This is a genomic window from Ectopseudomonas oleovorans (genome assembly GCF_003052605.1).
GTDB classification, from domain to species: Bacteria; Pseudomonadota; Gammaproteobacteria; order Pseudomonadales; family Pseudomonadaceae; genus Aquipseudomonas; species Aquipseudomonas oleovorans_A.
The window spans coordinates 1-17952 of sequence record NZ_QASO01000007.1; the positions used below are offsets into that span (position 1 = coordinate 1).

The 17952-nt window shown below is 62.6% G+C and carries 13 protein-coding genes and 1 pseudogene; 10 read left to right on the plus strand and 4 right to left on the minus strand.

The window, feature by feature from the left end:
- Positions 1-133: 133 nt before the first annotated feature.
- Positions 134-346, plus strand: a pseudogene (locus tag DBO86_RS01500) (IS66 family transposase); the annotation flags it as partial.
- Positions 347-467: 121 nt separating this feature from the next.
- On the opposite strand, the gene DBO86_RS01505 reads toward DBO86_RS01500, so the two are convergent.
- The 4 genes from DBO86_RS01505 to DBO86_RS01520 all read right to left on the minus strand — a co-directional run bounded on the left by DBO86_RS01505 (position 468) and on the right by DBO86_RS01520 (position 4265).
- Positions 468-1208, minus strand: a complete 741-nt coding sequence (locus DBO86_RS01505) for a YciK family oxidoreductase (RefSeq protein WP_084342471.1) — start codon at positions 1206-1208, stop codon at positions 468-470.
- A 75-nt stretch (positions 1209-1283) separates the two neighbouring features.
- Entirely contained in the window at positions 1284-1955 is a 672-nt protein-coding gene (mupP, locus tag DBO86_RS01510; protein ID WP_059391698.1) for an N-acetylmuramic acid 6-phosphate phosphatase MupP, read from the minus strand.
- Positions 1955-2653 (minus strand): bifunctional 2-polyprenyl-6-hydroxyphenol methylase/3-demethylubiquinol 3-O-methyltransferase UbiG, encoded by a 699-nt coding sequence (gene ubiG / locus DBO86_RS01515; protein WP_079783989.1) that lies wholly within the window; start codon positions 2651-2653, stop codon positions 1955-1957. Before ubiG ends, mupP begins: the two co-directional genes overlap by 1 nt.
- 292 nt (positions 2654-2945) lie before the next feature.
- Complete coding sequence (locus tag DBO86_RS01520; RefSeq protein WP_108232809.1) at positions 2946-4265, minus strand: TRZ/ATZ family hydrolase; 1320 nt, start codon at positions 4263-4265, stop codon at positions 2946-2948.
- A 160-nt stretch (positions 4266-4425) separates the two neighbouring features.
- On the opposite strand from DBO86_RS01520, the gene mtnA reads away from it, so the two are divergent.
- The 9 genes from mtnA to rpsA all read left to right on the plus strand — a co-directional run bounded on the left by mtnA (position 4426) and on the right by rpsA (position 17765).
- Positions 4426-5502, plus strand: coding sequence for an S-methyl-5-thioribose-1-phosphate isomerase (mtnA, locus tag DBO86_RS01525; RefSeq protein ID WP_108232810.1), 1077 nt, complete (start codon positions 4426-4428; stop codon positions 5500-5502).
- Positions 5503-5972: 470 nt separating this feature from the next.
- On the plus strand, positions 5973-8741 hold the full coding sequence (gene gyrA / locus DBO86_RS01530; protein WP_108232811.1) for a DNA gyrase subunit A: 2769 nt from the start codon (positions 5973-5975) through the stop codon (positions 8739-8741).
- A 155-nt stretch (positions 8742-8896) separates the two neighbouring features.
- Positions 8897-9982, plus strand: coding sequence for a 3-phosphoserine/phosphohydroxythreonine transaminase (gene serC, locus DBO86_RS01535; protein ID WP_108232812.1), 1086 nt, complete (start codon positions 8897-8899; stop codon positions 9980-9982).
- Between the two features lie 11 nt (positions 9983-9993).
- The gene (pheA, locus tag DBO86_RS01540; protein ID WP_108232818.1) at positions 9994-11088 is read left to right on the plus strand and encodes a prephenate dehydratase; all 1095 of its coding nucleotides are present in this window, start codon (positions 9994-9996) and stop codon (positions 11086-11088) included.
- Positions 11089-11290: 202 nt separating this feature from the next.
- Positions 11291-11665 carry an endonuclease domain-containing protein gene (locus tag DBO86_RS01545; protein WP_108232813.1) on the plus strand — a complete coding sequence of 125 codons (375 nt, stop codon included), beginning with the start codon at positions 11291-11293 and terminating at the stop codon, positions 11663-11665.
- A gap of 259 nt (positions 11666-11924) precedes the next feature.
- Positions 11925-13034 (plus strand): histidinol-phosphate transaminase, encoded by a 1110-nt coding sequence (gene hisC / locus DBO86_RS01550; protein ID WP_108232814.1) that lies wholly within the window; start codon positions 11925-11927, stop codon positions 13032-13034.
- Positions 13031-15271, plus strand: a complete 2241-nt coding sequence (locus DBO86_RS01555; RefSeq protein ID WP_108232815.1) for a bifunctional prephenate dehydrogenase/3-phosphoshikimate 1-carboxyvinyltransferase — start codon at positions 13031-13033, stop codon at positions 15269-15271. The genes hisC and DBO86_RS01555 overlap by 4 nt, the downstream gene beginning before the upstream one ends.
- The gene (gene cmk, locus DBO86_RS01560) at positions 15268-15933 is read left to right on the plus strand and encodes a (d)CMP kinase (protein WP_108232816.1); all 666 of its coding nucleotides are present in this window, start codon (positions 15268-15270) and stop codon (positions 15931-15933) included. Before DBO86_RS01555 ends, cmk begins: the two co-directional genes overlap by 4 nt.
- Before the next feature lie 149 nt (positions 15934-16082).
- Entirely contained in the window at positions 16083-17765 is a 1683-nt protein-coding gene (rpsA, locus tag DBO86_RS01565; RefSeq protein WP_108232817.1) for a 30S ribosomal protein S1, read from the plus strand.
- The last annotated feature ends 187 nt before the right edge of the window (positions 17766-17952 follow it).

The window sequence follows — 17952 nt, forward strand, 5'->3', positions numbered from 1 at the left end:
ACGGTCGACGAGCTGAACTGGCTGCTCGACGGTATCGACCTGTGGCGTAACCGTCCGCATCAGATACTGACGCCGCGCTTCGTAACCTGAGCCGGTATAAATCCACGGCCATGATCGCCGTCTCAAGCATTTACTGCTGCTGGCCAGTGAACAGGCTGCGGCGAAAGATGCTCGCATAGAACAACTTCAAGAACAGGTCGCCTTGCTGCGCCACAAGCTGTTCTCGCCCAAGTCCGAGCGCAGCCCTGAAGATGCCGACTCGCCGCAGTTGGCCATGTTCAACGAGGTCGAAGAGCTGATCGAAGCGGCCGCTGCGCCAAGCGAAGCCGAAGCCGAAGCCGAAGAATCGGCAAGGGGTTGCCGGTTGTCTGACGGCGATGCTGGCAATGTGCTGCCGCTTGGCAAGGACGGCGGTGGATTTTTGTCGTGCCATGGCTCGCTGACTGGCAGCGGGCCATGGTCGGTAATCACTGGGCGTCGAACGCCTGGCCGTTGATGCCCTTGCTGTCCGGGCCCATCAGGTAGAGGTAGAGCGGCATGATCTCTTCCGGCAGCGGACGGGTCGCCGGGTTCTCCCCTGGATAGGCCTGGGCGCGCATGGCTGTGCGGGTGGCGCCGGGGTTGATGCTGTTGGCGCGCACGTTGGCGATGCCGTCCAGCTCGTCAGCCATGACCTGCATCAGGCCCTCGGTGGCGAATTTCGATACCGCGTAGGCGCCCCAGTAGGCGCGGCCCTTGCGACCGACGCTGCTGGAGGTGAAGGCGACGGAGGCGTCCTGCGACAGTTTCAGCAGCGGCAGCAGGGTGCTGCTGAGCATGAACATGGCGTTGACGTTGACGTGCATGACACGCATGAAGTTGTCGCCGGAAAGCTGCTCCAGCGGCGTGCGCGGGCCGAGGATCGAGGCATTGTGCAGCAGGCCATCGAGGCGGCCGAACTCGTTCTCGATCATCACCGCCAGTTCGTCGTACTGGTGCGGCAGGGCGGTTTCCAGGTTGAAGGGGATCACCACCGGTTGCGGGTGGCCGGCCGCCTCGATCTCGTCATAAACCTGGCTCAGGTTGGCTTCGGTCTTGCCCAGCAGCAGAACCGTGGCGCCATGGGCGGCAAAGCTCTTGGCTGCGGCGGCGCCGATACCGCGGCCGGCACCGGTGATCAGGATGACGCGATCCTTGAGCAGGTCTGGGCGGGCGGTGTAGTCGAACATGTGAGAATCCTTCGGAGAACTCTTGAGGGTAGGGCGGGTGAAACCCGCCAAATTGGAGAATGGCGGCCTGCGCGATCAGCAACTGCACAGGGCGCGATCGAGCACCGCACGCAGTTCCTGGGGGTGATCCACGACCACATCGGCGCCCCAGTTGCGTGGGTTGTCCTCGGGGTGGATATAGCCATAGGTCACCGCTGCCGTGCGGCAGCCGGCGGCGCGGCCGGATTCGATGTCGCGCGCGTCGTCGCCGATGAACAGCACTTCCTCGGGTTTGACGCCCATCTGCTGGCAGGCGAGCAGCAGCATGTCCGGCGCGGGTTTGCTTTGCTCGACATGGTCCGGGCAGACCAGCACTGCCGAGCGCTCGGCCAGATTCAGACCCTGCATGATCGGCTCGGCATAACGCACCGGTTTGTTGGTGGCGACGCCCCACAACAGGCGCGCCTGCTCGATGTCGTCGAGCAGGGCTTCGATGCCGTCGAACGGGCGGGTGAGGACTACGCAGTGTTCCTGGTAGCGCTCCAGGAACTCCTGGCGCAGGGCTTCGAACGCAGCGGAGTCCGGGTCTTCATCGAAAGCGCAGGCGACCATGGCGCGAGCGCCGCCGGATACCTGGTCACGTATGGCCTTGTCTGCCAGTGGCGGCAGGCCGCGAGTGGCGCGCATGGCCTGGGTGATGGCGATGAAGTCCGGCGCCGAGTCGAGCAGGGTGCCGTCCATGTCGAACAGTACAGCGCGCAAACGCATCAGTCTTTCCTCAGCGTCTGGATCATGTAGTTGACGTCAACGTCCGCCTCCAGCTTGTAGTGCTTGGTCAGCGGGTTGTAGGTCAGGCCGATGATGTCCTTGACCTCCAGCCCGGCCGCGCGGCTCCAGGCGCCGAGTTCGGACGGACGGATGAATTTCTTGAAGTCGTGGGTGCCACGCGGCAGCAGGCGCAGGATGTATTCGGCGCCGATCACGGCGAACAGGTACGCCTTGGGGTTGCGGTTGATGGTGGAGAAGAACACCTGGCCGCCCGGTTTGACCAGCTTGTGGCAGGCGCGGATGACCGAGGAGGGATCGGGCACGTGCTCGAGCATTTCCAGGCAGGTGACAACGTCGAACTGCTCCGGCATTTCTTCTGCCAGTGCCTCGGCGGTGATCTGCCGATAGTCGACTTCGACGCCGGACTCCAGCTGGTGCAACTGGGCGACCGACAGCGGCGCTTCGCCCATATCGATACCCATCACCGTTGCGCCGCGCTGGGCCATGGCTTCACTGAGGATGCCGCCGCCACAACCGACGTCCAGGACGCGCTTGCCGGCCAGGCCGACGCGCTCGTCGATCCAGTTGACCCGCAGCGGGTTGATATCGTGCAGAGGTTTGAACTCGCTCTCGCGGTCCCACCAGCGGTGTGCCAGGGCCTCGAATTTGGCGATTTCGGCGCGGTCGACGTTGCTCATAAGCATCTCTATTCAAAGCATGGAAAGCGTATCGCCGCTATGTTGCCAGTTTAGGAACGGGCGTGGGGCGGCGCGGATTCGTTCAATATATGTCAGTTTGTCGCAGTGGTTTGGGAGTGTTGTCGCGCCCAAGGTTTATCGGCTGCTCATTTATTTCGTTCATGCACGGTCTGCCCCCTCTCCCATTTATGGGAGAGGGTTGGGGAGAGGGTCAGGCGAGTGGCTCGGTGTTACCTGGCAGCCCTCTCCCCCGGCCCCTCTCCCGCAGCGGGAGAGGGGAGGATAAGCAGTGTTACTTGCTGGCAATCCTGGCTCCCCATTCCCTGGCCTTGGCAATCAGCTCGCTTTCGTCCATGCGCGTCAGGCGGCCGTCGTCCAGCAACTGCTTGCCGCCAACCCACAAATGCTTCACGCAGTCGCGGCCGCTGGCATAGATGAGCTGCGACACCGGGTCGTAGATCGGTTGCTGGGCCAGGCCGGAAAGATCGAAGGCGACCACGTCGGCCAGCTTGCCCAGTTCCAGCGAGCCGGTCTGTGTTTCCAGTCCCAGTGCGCGGGCGCCATTCAAGGTGGCCATGCGCAAGGCGCTGTGAGCATTCAGGGCGGTGGCGGAGCCGGCGACGGCCTTGGCCAGCAGGGCGGCGGTACGGGTTTCGCCGAGCAGGTCGAGATCGTTGTTGCTGGCGGCGCCATCGGTGCCGATGGCGACGTTGACGCCGGCCTGCCATAGGCGTTCGACCGGGCAGAAGCCGCTGGCCAGTTTGAGGTTGGACTCGGGACAATGCACGATGCTGCAGTTGTGCTCCACCAGCAGTGCCAGGTCCTCGTCATCGATCTGCGTCATGTGCACCGCCTGGAAGCGCGGGCCGAGCAGGCCGAGACGAGCCAGGCGCGCCAGTGGGCGTTCACCGTGCTTGGCGACGGCTTCGGCTACTTCCTGCGCGGTTTCGTGCACATGCATATGAATGCCGGCATCCAGCTCGTCAGCCAGTACGCGAATCTGTTCCAGCTTGTCGTCGCTGACCGTGTACGGCGCATGGGGGCCAAAGGCGATGCGGATGCGCGGATGCTGCTTGAGGTCATCGAACAGCTGCAGGCCCGTACGCAGCGCTTCGGCAGCGTTGAGTGCGCCGGGTACCGGAAAGTCCAGTACAGGGACGGTGATCTGCGCGCGCACGCCGGCGTTGTGTGCGCGTTCGGCGGCAGTCTGCGGGTAGAAGTACATGTCGGAGAAGCAGCTGATACCGCCCTTGATCTGTTCGGCGATGGCCAGATCGGTGCCGTCGCGGACGAAATCCTCGTCGACCCACTTACCCTCGGCGGGCCAGATATGTTCGTGCAGCCAGGTCATCAGTGGCAGGTCGTCGGCGATGCCGCGCAAAAGCGTCATCGCGGCGTGGCCGTGGGCGTTGATCAGGCCGGGGGCAAGCAGGCAATGCGGCAGCTCGCGCACCTCCGTTGTCGGGTGGCGCAAGGCTTCGCTGCGCGGCGCGATCAGTGTGATGCGTCCATCGCGGATGCCCAGGCCATGGTCGCGTAGCACCACCCCGGCCGGCTCAACGGGCACCAGCCAGGTGGGCAGGAGCAGCAGGTCGAGAGGGGCTTCGGGCATGGGGGATTGTCCGTCTGGCTTGATCGATGCGAGGAAGATCGCCAGTGTATAGATGAACGCACCTGGCTTGAAGTCGTGAGGGCGTGCTGGATTGTTCGGCTGGTCTTGGTCGGTCTGCGTATAATCCGCGATTTTTTGGCGGTGACAGATGGAGTGCGCGATGCGCGAGCAATTGCTGGCGGTGGAGAAGGTCCAGGCAATCGAGTGGCGCGATGGTGCGTTGTACCTGCTCGATCAGCGCCTGCTGCCGCATCGGCAGACCTGGCTGCGCTTCGATTCTGCCGCCGAGGTGGCTGATGCGATTCGCGACATGGTGGTGCGCGGCGCGCCGGCTATTGGTATCGCCGCTGCCTATGGTCTGGTGCTGGGCGCCCGCGCTCGGCTGCAGGCTGGGGGTGACTGGCGTGAGGCGCTGGAGGCGGATTATGCCTGTCTCGAGCGCTCGCGCCCCACCGCGGTAAACCTGTTCTGGGCCCTGCAGCGCATGCGTGAGCGCCTGGCGAGGCTCAAGGATGGCGACGACATCCTGGCGCTGCTGGAGGCCGAGGCGGTGGGGATCCATCTCAGCGACCGTGAGGCCAACCTGACCATGGCGCAACTGGGCATGGAGCTGATCCGCAAGCATCAGGGCAATCCGCAGGTGCTGCTGACTCACTGCAATGCCGGTGCGCTGGCGACCGGCGGCTTTGGCACGGCGCTCGGGGTGATCCGTGCGGCGTATCTGGAGGGTTTGGTCGAGCAGGTCTATGTCGATGAAACCCGTCCCTGGCTGCAGGGCGCGCGGCTGACTGCCTGGGAATTGGCTGGCGACGGGGTGCCGGTCACTCTCAATGCCGATGCGGCTGCCGCTCACCTGATGAAAACCAAGGGCATCACCTGGGTCATAGTCGGGGCTGATCGCATCACGGCCAACGGCGATGTGGCGAACAAGATCGGCACCTACCAGTTGGCGGTCAACGCCATGCATCACGGCGTGCGCCTGATGGTGGTGGCGCCCAGTTCGACCATCGACATGAGCCTGGAAAGCGGCGAAGACATCGTGCTCGAAGAGCGTGATGGTCGTGAGCTGCTGGAGGTGGCGGGGCACCGGGTCGCAGCGGATGTGCATGCCGTCAATCCGGTCTTTGATGTGACGCCTGCTGACTTGGTCGACTACATCGTGACCGAGAAAGGCGTTATCGAGCGTCCCGACAGCGCCAAGCTGGCGCAGCTGATGTGTCGCAAGCGCCTGCACTGAGCTGATCGAGCACGGCTTACTCCTTGTAGGAGCCCTGCCCCGGGGCGAAGCTTTTGCTCTTGCGGCTTTCTTACGGCGCGGATGTCGTGGAATGGCCGCGATTCGCCGCGGGGCGCGGCTCCTACACAGATTGTGGTGTTCGGTGGTTCGGCGTAGGAGCCCCGCCCCGGGGCGAAGTCTTTGCTTTCATTGGTCGTGCGACAGCCCCAGCAGGTTGGTCGTTTCGCCTCTTTCCGTCTCGTTTGCTCTGCTTCTCCATGAGGGTGCCCGGGGTAGGTGTGTGGCGCGCTTTGTGGTAATCTCCGGCAGTTTTCAAGGGGGCTGACTACAGCCACCTTCACTGCATCGAATCGTGGCATAACTCGTTGATTTGTCGTGAGTCGCTGATGGCTTCAGGCTATCGCGACGAGCTCCGTAGCGTTCAGGAAGAATGACGCGGAGTTTCACCAGAAAAAGGAACCAGGCTTCTCATGGGCGAACTGGCCAAAGAAATCCTCCCGGTCAATATCGAAGACGAGCTGAAACAGTCCTACCTCGACTACGCGATGAGCGTGATCGTCGGGCGTGCGCTGCCGGATGCGCGCGATGGCTTGAAGCCGGTACACCGCCGTGTGCTCTATGCCATGAGCGAGCTGGGCAACGACTGGAACAAGCCCTACAAGAAATCCGCCCGTGTGGTCGGTGACGTGATCGGTAAATACCACCCGCACGGCGACACCGCGGTGTACGACACCATCGTGCGTATGGCGCAGGACTTCTCCCTGCGCTACCTGCTGGTGGACGGCCAGGGCAACTTCGGTTCGGTTGACGGCGACAACGCCGCGGCCATGCGATACACCGAAGTGCGCATGACCAAACTGGCGCACGAGCTGCTGGCCGACCTGGACAAGGAAACCGTCGACTGGGTGCCTAACTACGACGGCACCGAGCAGATCCCGGCGGTGATGCCGACCAAGGTGCCGAACCTGCTGGTCAACGGCTCGTCCGGTATCGCCGTGGGCATGGCCACCAACATCCCGCCGCACAACCTCTCCGAGGTGATCGACGGCTGCCTGGCGCTGATGGACAACGCCGAGCTGACCGTCGATGACCTGATGCAGTACATCCCCGGTCCGGATTTCCCCACCGCGGGCATCATCAACGGCCGTGCCGGTATTATCGAGGCCTATCGTACTGGCCGTGGGCGCATCTACATCCGCGCCCGCGTCGAGGTCGAGGACATCGACAAGGTCGGCGGTCGCCAGCAGTTGGTGGTCACCGAGCTGCCGTATCAGCTGAACAAGGCGCGTCTGATCGAGAAGATCGCCGAGCTGGTTAAAGAGAAGAAGATCGAAGGCATCACCGAGCTGCGCGACGAGTCCGACAAGGACGGCATGCGCGTAGTGATCGAACTGCGTCGTGGCGAAGTGCCGGACGTGGTGCTGAACAACCTCTACGCCCAGACCCAGATGCAGAGCGTGTTCGGCATCAACGTCGTGGCGCTGGTCGACGGTCAGCCGAAGATCATGAACCTCAAGGACATGCTTGAGGTGTTCATCCGTCACCGCCGCGAAGTGGTGACCCGTCGTACCGTCTACGAGCTGCGCAAGGCGCGTGAGCGCGGGCACATCCTTGAAGGTCAGGCTGTCGCACTGTCCAACATCGATCCGGTGATCGAGCTGATCAAGGCCTCGCCGACCCCGGCCGAGGCCAAGGAACGCCTGATCGCCACCGCCTGGGAATCGTCCGCCGTGGAGGCCATGGTCGAGCGCGCTGGTGCCGACTCCTGCCGTCCTGAAGGTCTGGATGCACAGTTCGGTCTGCGTGACGGCAAGTACTACCTGTCGCCGGAACAGGCCCAGGCCATCCTCGAGTTGCGCCTGCACCGCCTGACCGGCCTGGAGCACGAGAAGCTGCTGGCCGAGTACCAGGAAATCCTCAGCCTGATCGGCGAGCTGATCCGCATCCTGACCAGTCCCGAGCGCTTGATGGAAGTCATCCGCGAGGAGCTGGAGAAGGTCAAGGCCGAGTTCGGCGATGCTCGTCGCACCGAGATCGTCGCCTCGCGTCTGGATCTGACCATCGCCGACCTGATCACCGAAGAAGAGCGCGTCGTCACCATCTCTCATGGTGGCTATGCCAAGAGCCAGCCGCTGGCGGCCTACGAGGCGCAGCGTCGCGGTGGCAAGGGCAAATCGGCCACTGGTGTGAAGGACGAGGACTACGTCGAGCACCTGCTGGTCGCCAACAGCCACGCGACCCTGCTGCTGTTCTCCAGCAAGGGTAAGGTGTACTGGCTGCGTACCTTCGAAATCCCCGAGGCCTCGCGTGCCGCCCGTGGTCGTCCGCTGGTCAACCTGTTGCCGCTAGACGAGGGCGAGCGCATCACTGCGATGCTGCAGATCGACCTCGAAGCGCTGCAACAGAGCGCCGGTGCTGACGAAGACCTGGACGACGAAGGCGTGGTGATCGAAGGCGAAGCCACCGAAGTGGTCGAGGCCGAGGAAGTCGAAGAAGTCGAGGGTGAAACCCCCGAACTGGTCGCCGAACCGACCGGCGCCTTCATCTTCATGGCCACCGCATTCGGCACCGTGAAGAAGACCCCGCTGGTGCAGTTCAGCCGCCCGCGCAGCGCCGGTCTGATCGCCCTGAAGCTGGAAGAGGGCGATACCCTGATTGCTGCCGCCATCACCGACGGCGCCAAGGAAGTCATGCTGTTCTCCGATGCCGGCAAGGTGCTGCGTTTCGCCGAGAGCAAGGTGCGCACCATGGGCCGTACCGCCCGCGGTGTGCGCGGTATGCGCCTGGGCAAGGATCAGCGCCTGATCTCCATGCTGATTCCCGAGTCCGGCGCGCAGATCCTCACCGCTTCCGAGCGTGGTTTCGGCAAGCGTACCAGTCTGGGCAAATTCCCCCGTCGCGGTCGCGGCGGCCAGGGCGTCATCGCCATGGTCACCAGTGAGCGTAACGGCAAGCTGGTCGGTGCCATCCAGGTGCAGGACGGCGAGGAAATCATGCTGATTTCCGACCAGGGCACCCTGGTGCGTACCCGTGTCGACGAAGTTTCCAGCTCCGGTCGTAACACTCAGGGCGTGACCCTGATCAAGTTGGCCAAGGACGAGACCCTGGTCGGCCTGGAGCGTGTGCAGGAGCCGACGCCGGTGGAAGAGGACGAACTGGTCGAAGGCGAAGAGGGCGCTGAAGTCGCCGAAAGCGCCGAAGCGCCGGTCGCCGACGCCGAGGAAGGCAGCGAGGAATAACGCGCTGATGGTCGTCACTGTAGGAGCCCGCTTGCGGGCGATCAGCTAGATCGTCGGTGAGGCCCAGGCTTCTCCGGCTCCTGCATGACGCCGCAGGATATTCAAAGGCCTTGCGTGGCTGGGCCTTGTAGGCATCGATCTTGAGAGAGACAGACGTGAGCAAGCGAGCTTTTAACTTCTGCGCCGGCCCGGCCGCGCTGCCGACCGCTGTACTGCAACGTGCCCAGGCCGAGATGCTCGACTGGCAAGGCAAGGGCCTCTCGGTGATGGAGATGAGCCATCGCAGTGACGAGTACGTGGCCATCGCCAGCCAGGCTGAGCAGGATCTGCGCGATCTGCTCGCTGTGCCCACCGACTATAAGGTGCTGTTCCTGCAGGGCGGTGCCAGCCAGCAGTTCGCCGAGATTCCGTTGAACCTGTTGCCGGAAGATGGCGTGGCCGACTACGTCGAGACCGGCATCTGGTCGAAGAAGGCCATCGAAGAGGCGCGCCGCTACGGCGCCATCAACGTCGCCGCCAGTGCCAAGGCGCACGACTACTTCGCCATTCCCGGGCAGAACGACTGGCAGCTGTCGAAGAACGCGGCTTACGTACATTACTGCAGCAACGAGACCATTGGCGGTCTGCAGTTCGACTGGGTGCCGCAGGTCGGCGATACCCCGCTGGTGGTGGACATGTCCTCGGACATCCTCTCGCGCCCCATCGACGTGTCGCAGTTCGGCCTGATCTACGCCGGCGCGCAGAAGAACATCGGCCCCAGCGGCCTGGTGGTAGTGATCGTCCGTGAAGACCTGCTCGGTCGCGCCCGTTCCAGCTGCCCGACCATGCTCGACTACAAGATCTCCGCCGATAATGGCTCGATGTACAACACCCCGGCGACCTATTCCTGGTATCTGTCCGGCCTGGTCTTCCAGTGGCTGAAGGAGCAGGGCGGCGTCGAGGCCATGGAACGCATCAACCGCGCCAAGAAGGACCTGCTGTACAAGGCCATCGACGGCAGCGATTTCTACAGCAACCCCATTGCTCACAATGCGCGCTCCTGGATGAACGTGCCGTTCCGCCTGGCCGACGAGAAGCTGGATAAGGCTTTCCTGGCCGGTGCCGATGAGCGCGGTCTGCTCAATCTCAAGGGGCATCGTTCGGTCGGTGGCATGCGTGCTTCCATCTACAACGCCGTTGGTCTGGATGCGGTCGAGGCGCTGGTGGCCTACATGGCTGAGTTCGAGAAGGAGCATGCCTAATGACGGATGTAATCTCCGAGCAGGAACTGCAAGCGCTGCGCGTTCGCATCGACAACCTCGACGAGCGCATTCTCGAGCTGATCAGCGACCGCGCGCGCTGCGCCGAAGAAGTCGCCCGCGTGAAGATGAAGGAGCTGAAGGAAGGCGAATCGCCGGTGTTCTATCGCCCCGAGCGCGAGGCTCAGGTGCTCAAGCGCATCATGGAGCGCAACCAGGGGCCGCTGGGCAATGAGGAAATGGCGCGGTTGTTCCGCGAAATCATGTCCTCCTGCCTGGCCTTGGAAAACCCGTTGAAAGTCGCCTACCTCGGCCCTGAAGGCACCTTCAGCCAGGCGGCAGCGATGAAGCACTTCGGTCACGCGGTGATCAGCGTGCCAATGGCCGCCATCGACGAAGTGTTCCGCGAAGTGGCCGCTGGTGCGGTGAACTTCGGTGTGGTGCCGGTGGAGAATTCCACCGAGGGTGCGATCAACCACACCCTCGACAGCTTCCTCGAGCACGACATGGTCATCTGCGGCGAAGTCGAGCTGCGCATCCACCATCACCTGCTGGTCGGTGAGACCACCAAGACCGACAAAATTACCCGCATCTACTCCCATGCCCAGTCGCTGGCGCAGTGCCGCAAGTGGCTCGATGCGCACTACCCGAATGTCGAGCGCGTGGCGGTTTCCAGTAACGCCGATGCGGCCAAGCGGGTCAAGAGCGAGTGGAATTCCGCGGCGATTGCCGGTGACATGGCAGCCAATCTGTATGGCCTGACCAAGCTGGCCGAGAAGATCGAGGATCGCCCGGACAACTCCACGCGCTTCCTTATCATCGGCAGCCAGGAAGTGCCGCCAACGGGCGACGACAAGACCTCGATCATTGTTTCCATGCGCAACAAGCCGGGTGCGCTGCATGAATTGCTGGTGCCGTTCCACAATAACGGCATCGACCTGACCCGCATCGAAACCCGCCCGTCGCGCAGCGGCAAGTGGACCTACGTGTTCTTCATCGATTTCGTTGGCCATCACCGCGATCCGCTGATCAAGGATGTGTTGGAGAAGCTCGCTCAGGAAGCTGTAGCGCTGAAGGTATTGGGCTCATATCCGAAGGCGGTGCTCTGAGGTAAAGCCCCTCACCCCCGGCCCCTCTCCCGGAGGGAGAGGGGAGACAAGCAAAACGGCGCGGGGCTGAAATCTATGTCCAGGCTAACGGTCGTACTGACTGCACGTGATTGATCAAACGTTCACCGTACACCTCCCCTCTCCCTCGGGAGAGGGGCCGGGGGTGAGGGTAGGAGTCACCACAATTTAAGAGAGGGCAAGGATGCCACCCAAGCACAAACCGCTTCCCGCCTGGCATAAGCAGCGTGCGCGGGAGCTGCGCACGACGGCAACCGATGCCGAGGTTCGCCTGTGGTATTGCCTGCGCTCGGGGCGGTTGGGCGGTTTGAAGCTTCGTCGGCAGCACCCGTTGCCGCCTTACATCCTCGACTTTTACTGCGAGGCGGCGAAACTGGCGGTGGAACTGGATGGTTCGCAGCACGGTGGTGAAGACGACGCTGCACGGACATTGAAATTAGAGCGTGAAGGCATCATGGTGCTGCGCTTTTGGAATGATCAGGCCTTGAAGGAAACCGAGGCCGTGTTGCAGGAGATTTATCGGGTGGCTAGCGAGCGGATTGCTTTGTTGGCGCGCTGAAAGCCCCCCTCACCCCCAACCCCTCTCCCGGAGGGCGAGGGGAGCGGATCGCGGGTACCTCTGGTTTAGAGGAGTGTTTGCGAGATGCGATTCCCTGCTGTTGGGAGCAGAAGCGGGTCGTGGGGGTTTCAAGCGCCGGACGTGCTGGCGGAATGCCGATATGGCAGCCGCCACCGAACGGTTCCCTTCTCCCTCCGGGAGAGGGGTTAGGGGTGAGGGTAGGGCGTTCTGCGAGCAATTGGATTGAAGAGGTTTGTACATGAGTTGCGATTTCCTAGCCCTGGCCCAGCCAGGCGTGCAAAAGCTGTCCCCCTACGTACCGGGCAAACCAGTCGACGAGTTGGCCCGTGAGCTGGGCCTCGATCCGGCCGGTATCGTCAAGCTGGCCAGCAATGAGAACCCGCTCGGCCCGAGCGACAAGGTGCTTGCAGCGATTCGCGCCGAACTGGACGAGCTGACCCGCTACCCCGACGGCAACGGCTTCACCCTGAAGAGCGCGCTGGCTGCGCGTTATGGCGTGGACGCGGCTCAGGTCACCCTGGGCAATGGCTCCAACGACATCCTCGAGCTGGTCGCCCGTGCCTATCTGGCGCCTGGCCTCAACGCTGTGTTCAGTGACTACGCCTTCGCGGTGTACCCCATCGCCACCCAGGCAGTCGGCGCGCAGGGCAAGATCGTGCCGGCCAAGGACTATGGTCATGATCTGCAGGCGATGCTTGCCGCCATCGATGACAACACTCGCGTTGTCTTCATTGCCAACCCCAACAACCCCACCGGTACCTGGTTCGGCCCGGATGCCCTGGAAACCTTCCTGGCCAAGGTGCCGGAGTCGGTGCTGGTGGTGCTGGACGAAGCCTATATCGAATACGCCGAAGGCGACGAGCTGCCGGACGGTCTGGATTACCTGGCGCGCTACCCGAACCTGCTGGTCTCGCGCACCTTCTCCAAGGCCTATGGCTTAGCCTCGCTGCGCGTCGGTTACGCCATCAGCTCGCCGGCTATTGCTGATGTGCTCAATCGCGTGCGTCAGCCGTTCAACGTCAACAGCCTCGCGCTGGCTGCTGCCTGCGCAGCGCTGACCGATGCCGACTACCTGGCGGAAAGCCGTCGCCTCAACGATGCCGGCATGCAGCAACTGGAAGAGGGCTTGCGTGCCCTGGGGCTGAGCTGGATTCCCTCCAGGGCCAATTTCATCGCTGTCGATTTTGGGCGCGACACCGCCGCGATCAATCAGGCACTGCTACGTGAAGGCGTCATCGTGCGACCCATGGCCGGTTACCGCATGCCGAATTTTCTGCGCGTTTCCATCGGTTTGCCGCGCGAGAATGCGCGCTTCCTCGAGGCACTGGCCAAGGTGCTGTCGGCGTGACTGTCACCGCAGTGCAATCCAATACCCCTAAGATCGGCCGCCTAGTGGTGGTCGGCCTCGGCCTGATTGGTGGCTCCTTCGCCAAGGGGCTGCGTGAGCGCGGTCTGTGCAGGGAGGTGGTGGGGGTCGATCTGGATGCCGAATCGCGTCGCCTGGCGGTGCAGTTGGGGGTTGTCGACCGCTGCGAGGGTGATCTGGCTGCCGCCTGTCAGGGGGCGGATGTCATTCAGTTGGCAGTGCCTATCCTGGCCATGGAGAAGCTGCTGGCTCAACTGGCCAGGCTCGATCTCGGCAATGCCGTGCTGACTGACGTTGGCAGCGCCAAAGGCAATGTCGTGCGTGCGGCGCGTCTGGCCTTTGCCGGTCAGGCAGTGCGTTTCGTACCGGGGCACCCGATTGCCGGCTCCGAGCAGAGCGGGGTGGAGGCGGCCAACGCCGAACTGTTCCGCCGCCACAAGGTTATTCTCACGCCCAGTGAACACAGTGATGCAGCGGCTGTGGCGCTGGTCGAGGCGTTGTGGCGCGAGCTGGGGGCGGATGTCGAGTCGATGGAGGTGGAGCATCACGATCAGGTGCTCGCCGCCACCAGCCATCTGCCGCACCTGCTGGCCTTTACCCTGGTCGACTCGCTGGCCAAGCGCAGCGAGAACCTGGAGATTTTCCGCTATGCCGCTGGTGGTTTTCGCGACTTCACGCGGATCGCTGGCAGTGACCCGGTGATGTGGCACGATATCTTCCTCGCCAACCGCGAGGCCGTGCTGCGCACACTGGATACGTTTCGCGACGACCTCGACGCCTTGCGCGATGCGGTCGACGCCGGGGATGGGCATCAACTGCTGGGCGTGTTTACTCGCGCTCGCGTGGCCCGCGAACATTTCAGCAAAATTCTGGCCCGCAGGGCCTATGTGGACGCTATGCACTCGACCGATCTGATTTTCCTGGCAAAACCTGGTAGCTCGCTGGCTGGACGTATCCGCGTACCGGGTGACAAATCCATCTCGCACCGTTCGATCATGCTGGGTTCGCTGGCCGAAGGCACCACCGAGGTCGAAGGCTTCCTCGAGGGTGAGGATGCCCTGGCCACGTTGCAGGCCTTCCGCGACATGGGCGTGGTCATCGAAGGCCCGCACCATGGCCGCGTGACCATTCATGGCGTCGGCCTGCATGGTCTGAAAGCGCCAGCTGGCCCGCTGTACATGGGTAACTCCGGCACCTCCATGCGCCTGCTCTCCGGTTTGCTGGCCGCGCAGCCGTTCGACACCACGCTGACCGGTGATGCGTCGCTGTCCAAACGCCCGATGAACCGCGTGGCCAAGCCGCTGCGTGAAATGGGCGCAGTGATCGAGACCGGTCCGGAAGGCCGTCCGCCACTGAGCATCAAAGGTGGTCAGCGCCTGACCGGCATGGCCTACGACATGCCGATGGCCAGTGCCCAGGTTAAATCCTGCCTGCTGCTGGCCGGCTTGTACGCGGCGGGCCGCACCTCGGTGACCGAACCGGCGCCGACCCGTGACCACACCGAGCGCATGCTGCGCGGCTTCGGCTACCCGGTGAGCGTGGAGGGCAGTACCGTCAGTGTCGAGGCCGGGCACAAGCTGACCGCCACGCGCATCGAAGTGCCGGCAGATATTTCCTCGGCGGCGTTCTTCCTGGTCGCTGCCAGCATCGCTGAAGGTTCCGAGCTGGTGCTCGAGCACGTCGGTATCAATCCGACCCGTACCGGCGTGATCGATATTCTCAAGCTGATGGGCGGCGATATCGCCCTGGAGAATCAGCGTGAAGTGGGCGGCGAGCCAGTCGCTGATATTCGCGTGCGTGCAGCCAAGCTCAAGGGCATCGATATTCCGGAAGATCTGGTGCCGCTGGCCATCGACGAGTTCCCGGTGCTGTTCATCGCCGCTGCCTGCGCAGAAGGTCGTACCGTACTGCGCGGCGCCGAAGAGCTGCGGGTGAAAGAGTCCGATCGTATTCAGGTCATGGCTGACGGCCTGATCGCGCTGGGTGTGAAGGCCGAGCCGACCCCGGATGGCATCATCATCGAAGGCGGTAGCATCGGCGGTGGCGAAGTCTGGGCGCATGGCGACCACCGCATTGCCATGTCCTTCAGCGTCGCCTCGCTACGCGCCACTGCGCCAATTCGTATTCACGACTGCGCCAACGTCGCCACCTCCTTCCCCAACTTCCTTGCCCTGGCGGCGGAAGTCGGTATCAACGTGGCCGTAGAGGGCAGCGCATGAACGCCCCGGTAATCACCGTCGACGGGCCGAGCGGGTCGGGCAAGGGCACGCTGTGCGCCTTGCTGGCCAAGCAGCTGGGCTGGAACCTGCTTGACTCCGGTGCGCTCTATCGCCTGCTGGCCTTCGCTGCCGGCAACCACGGTATCGATCTGACCAACGAAGAGTCGCTCAAGCAGCTGGCCGCACATCTGGATGTGCAGTTCATCGACAAGCGCATCATCCTCGAAGGCGAGGAGGTAACCGACGCCATCCGCAACGAACAGGTCGGCGCCGGTGCTTCCATGGTCGCTTCGCTGCCGGCTGTACGGGAAGCGCTGCTGCAGCGTCAGCGTGCCTTTCGCGAAATGCCCGGCCTGGTGGCCGATGGTCGCGACATGGGCACCGTGGTATTCGCCGACGCACCGCTGAAGATCTTTCTCACCGCCAGCGCCGAGGAACGTGCCCGTCGCCGCTACTTGCAGTTGAAGGGCAAGGGCGATGATGTTAATCTCGCGAGTCTTCTCGACGAGATACGGGCGCGCGATGAGCGCGATACCCAGCGCGCGGTGGCTCCGCTGAAGCCGGCAGCCGACGCAATCGTGCTGGATTCAACCGAACTGTCCATCGAGCAGGTGCTTGAACGAATTCTGAGCGAGGTCGCTGATCGCGATCTGGCCGGGTAAGGACTTTCGGTTGCTCTAAATCGAACAGTCCGCAAGGAGGCATACGGGAGACCAGTCCTTGTCCCGTAGGCCTCTTTTTACATGAACGAACCCACATGGTCTGGAATGTGGTTTGGGCGAATCCCCGCCCTTGATCAACAGGAATCGACATGAGCGAAAGCTTTGCAGAACTATTTGAAGAAAGCCTGAAATCCCTCGACATGCAGCCGGGCGCCATCATCACCGGTATCGTGGTCGACATCGACGGTGACTGGGTTACCGTTCACGCCGGCCTGAAGTCCGAGGGCGTCATCCCGCTCGACCAGTTCTTCAACGAACAAGGCGAGCTGACCATCAAGGTCGGTGACGAAGTCCACGTTGCGCTGGACGCGGTTGAAGATGGCTTCGGTGAAACCAAGCTGTCCCGCGAGAAAGCCAAGCGCGCTGAGTCCTGGCTGGTTCTGGAAGCTGCGTTCAACGCTGAAGAAGTGGTCAAGGGTGTTATCAACGGTAAGGTCAAAGGCGGCTTCACTGTTGACGTCAACGGCATCCGCGCGTTCCTGCCGGGTTCCCTGGTTGACGTCCGTCCGGTGCGTGATACCACTCACCTGGAAGGCAAAGAGCTGGAATTCAAGGTCATCAAACTGGACCAGAAGCGCAACAACGTTGTCGTTTCCCGTCGCAGCGTCCTGGAAGCCGAGAACAGCGCCGAGCGCGAAGCTCTGCTGGAATCCCTGCAGGAAGGCCAGCAAGTCAAAGGTATCGTCAAGAACCTCACCGACTACGGTGCGTTCGTTGACCTGGGCGGCGTAGATGGCCTGCTGCACATCACCGACATGGCGTGGAAGCGCATCAAGCACCCGTCTGAGATCGTCAACGTTGGCGACGAGATCGACGTCAAGGTTCTGAAGTACGATCGCGAGCGTAACCGCGTATCCCTGGGCCTGAAGCAACTGGGCGAAGACCCATGGGTTGCCATCAAGGCTCGTTACCCGGAAAACACCCGCGTTGTTGCCCGTGTCACCAACCTCACCGACTACGGCTGCTTCGCCGAGCTGGAAGAGGGCGTGGAAGGCCTGGTACACGTTTCCGAAATGGACTGGACCAACAAGAACATCCACCCGTCGAAAGTCGTTAACGTCGGCGACGAAGTGGAAGTCATGGTTCTGGACATCGACGAAGAGCGTCGTCGTATCTCCCTGGGTATCAAGCAGTGCAAGACCAACCCGTGGGAAGACTTCTCCGGTCAGTTCAACAAGGGTGACAAGATCTCCGGCACCATCAAGTCGATCACCGATTTCGGTATCTTCATTGGTCTGGACGGCGGCATCGACGGCCTGGTTCACCTGTCCGACATCTCCTGGAACGAAGCCGGCGAAGAAGCCGTGCGTCGCTTCAAGAAGGGCGACGAGCTGGAAACCGTCATCCTGTCGGTTGACCCGGAGCGCGAGCGCATCTCCCTGGGTATCAAGCAGCTGGAAGACGATCCGTTCAGCAACTACGTCTCCATCAACGACAAGGGCACCATCGTCCGTGGCGTTGTGAAAGAAGTAGACGCCAAGGGCGCCATCATCGACCTGGGCAACGAGATCGAAGCTACCCTGAAAGCCTCCGAAATCAGCCGTGACCGCGTTGAAGACGCGCGCAACGTCCTGAAAGAAGGCGACGAAGTAGAAGCCAAGATCATCAGCGTCGACCGCAAGTCCCGCGTCATCAGCCTGTCCATCAAGTCGAAAGACGTTGAAGACGAGAAGGACGCGATGAAGGAACTGCGTAACAAGCAAGACGTTGAAAGCACCGGCCCGACCACCATTGGTGATCTGATCCGTGCCCAGATGGAAAACCAGAACTAAGTTCGGTAATTCATCAAAAAAGGCGACCTTCGGGTCGCCTTTTTCGTTGTGCGCCAGGCATGGCGCGTAGCGCCGTGACTGGCGCTGTTCGGTTCACTGTGGTGGTGGACTGGACGACTTGGAGGTGAAAGTCCTCTACACACCCGGCAAGGGGAAGTGTTAGCCAGAGGCAAGGGTGTCGCGGGCG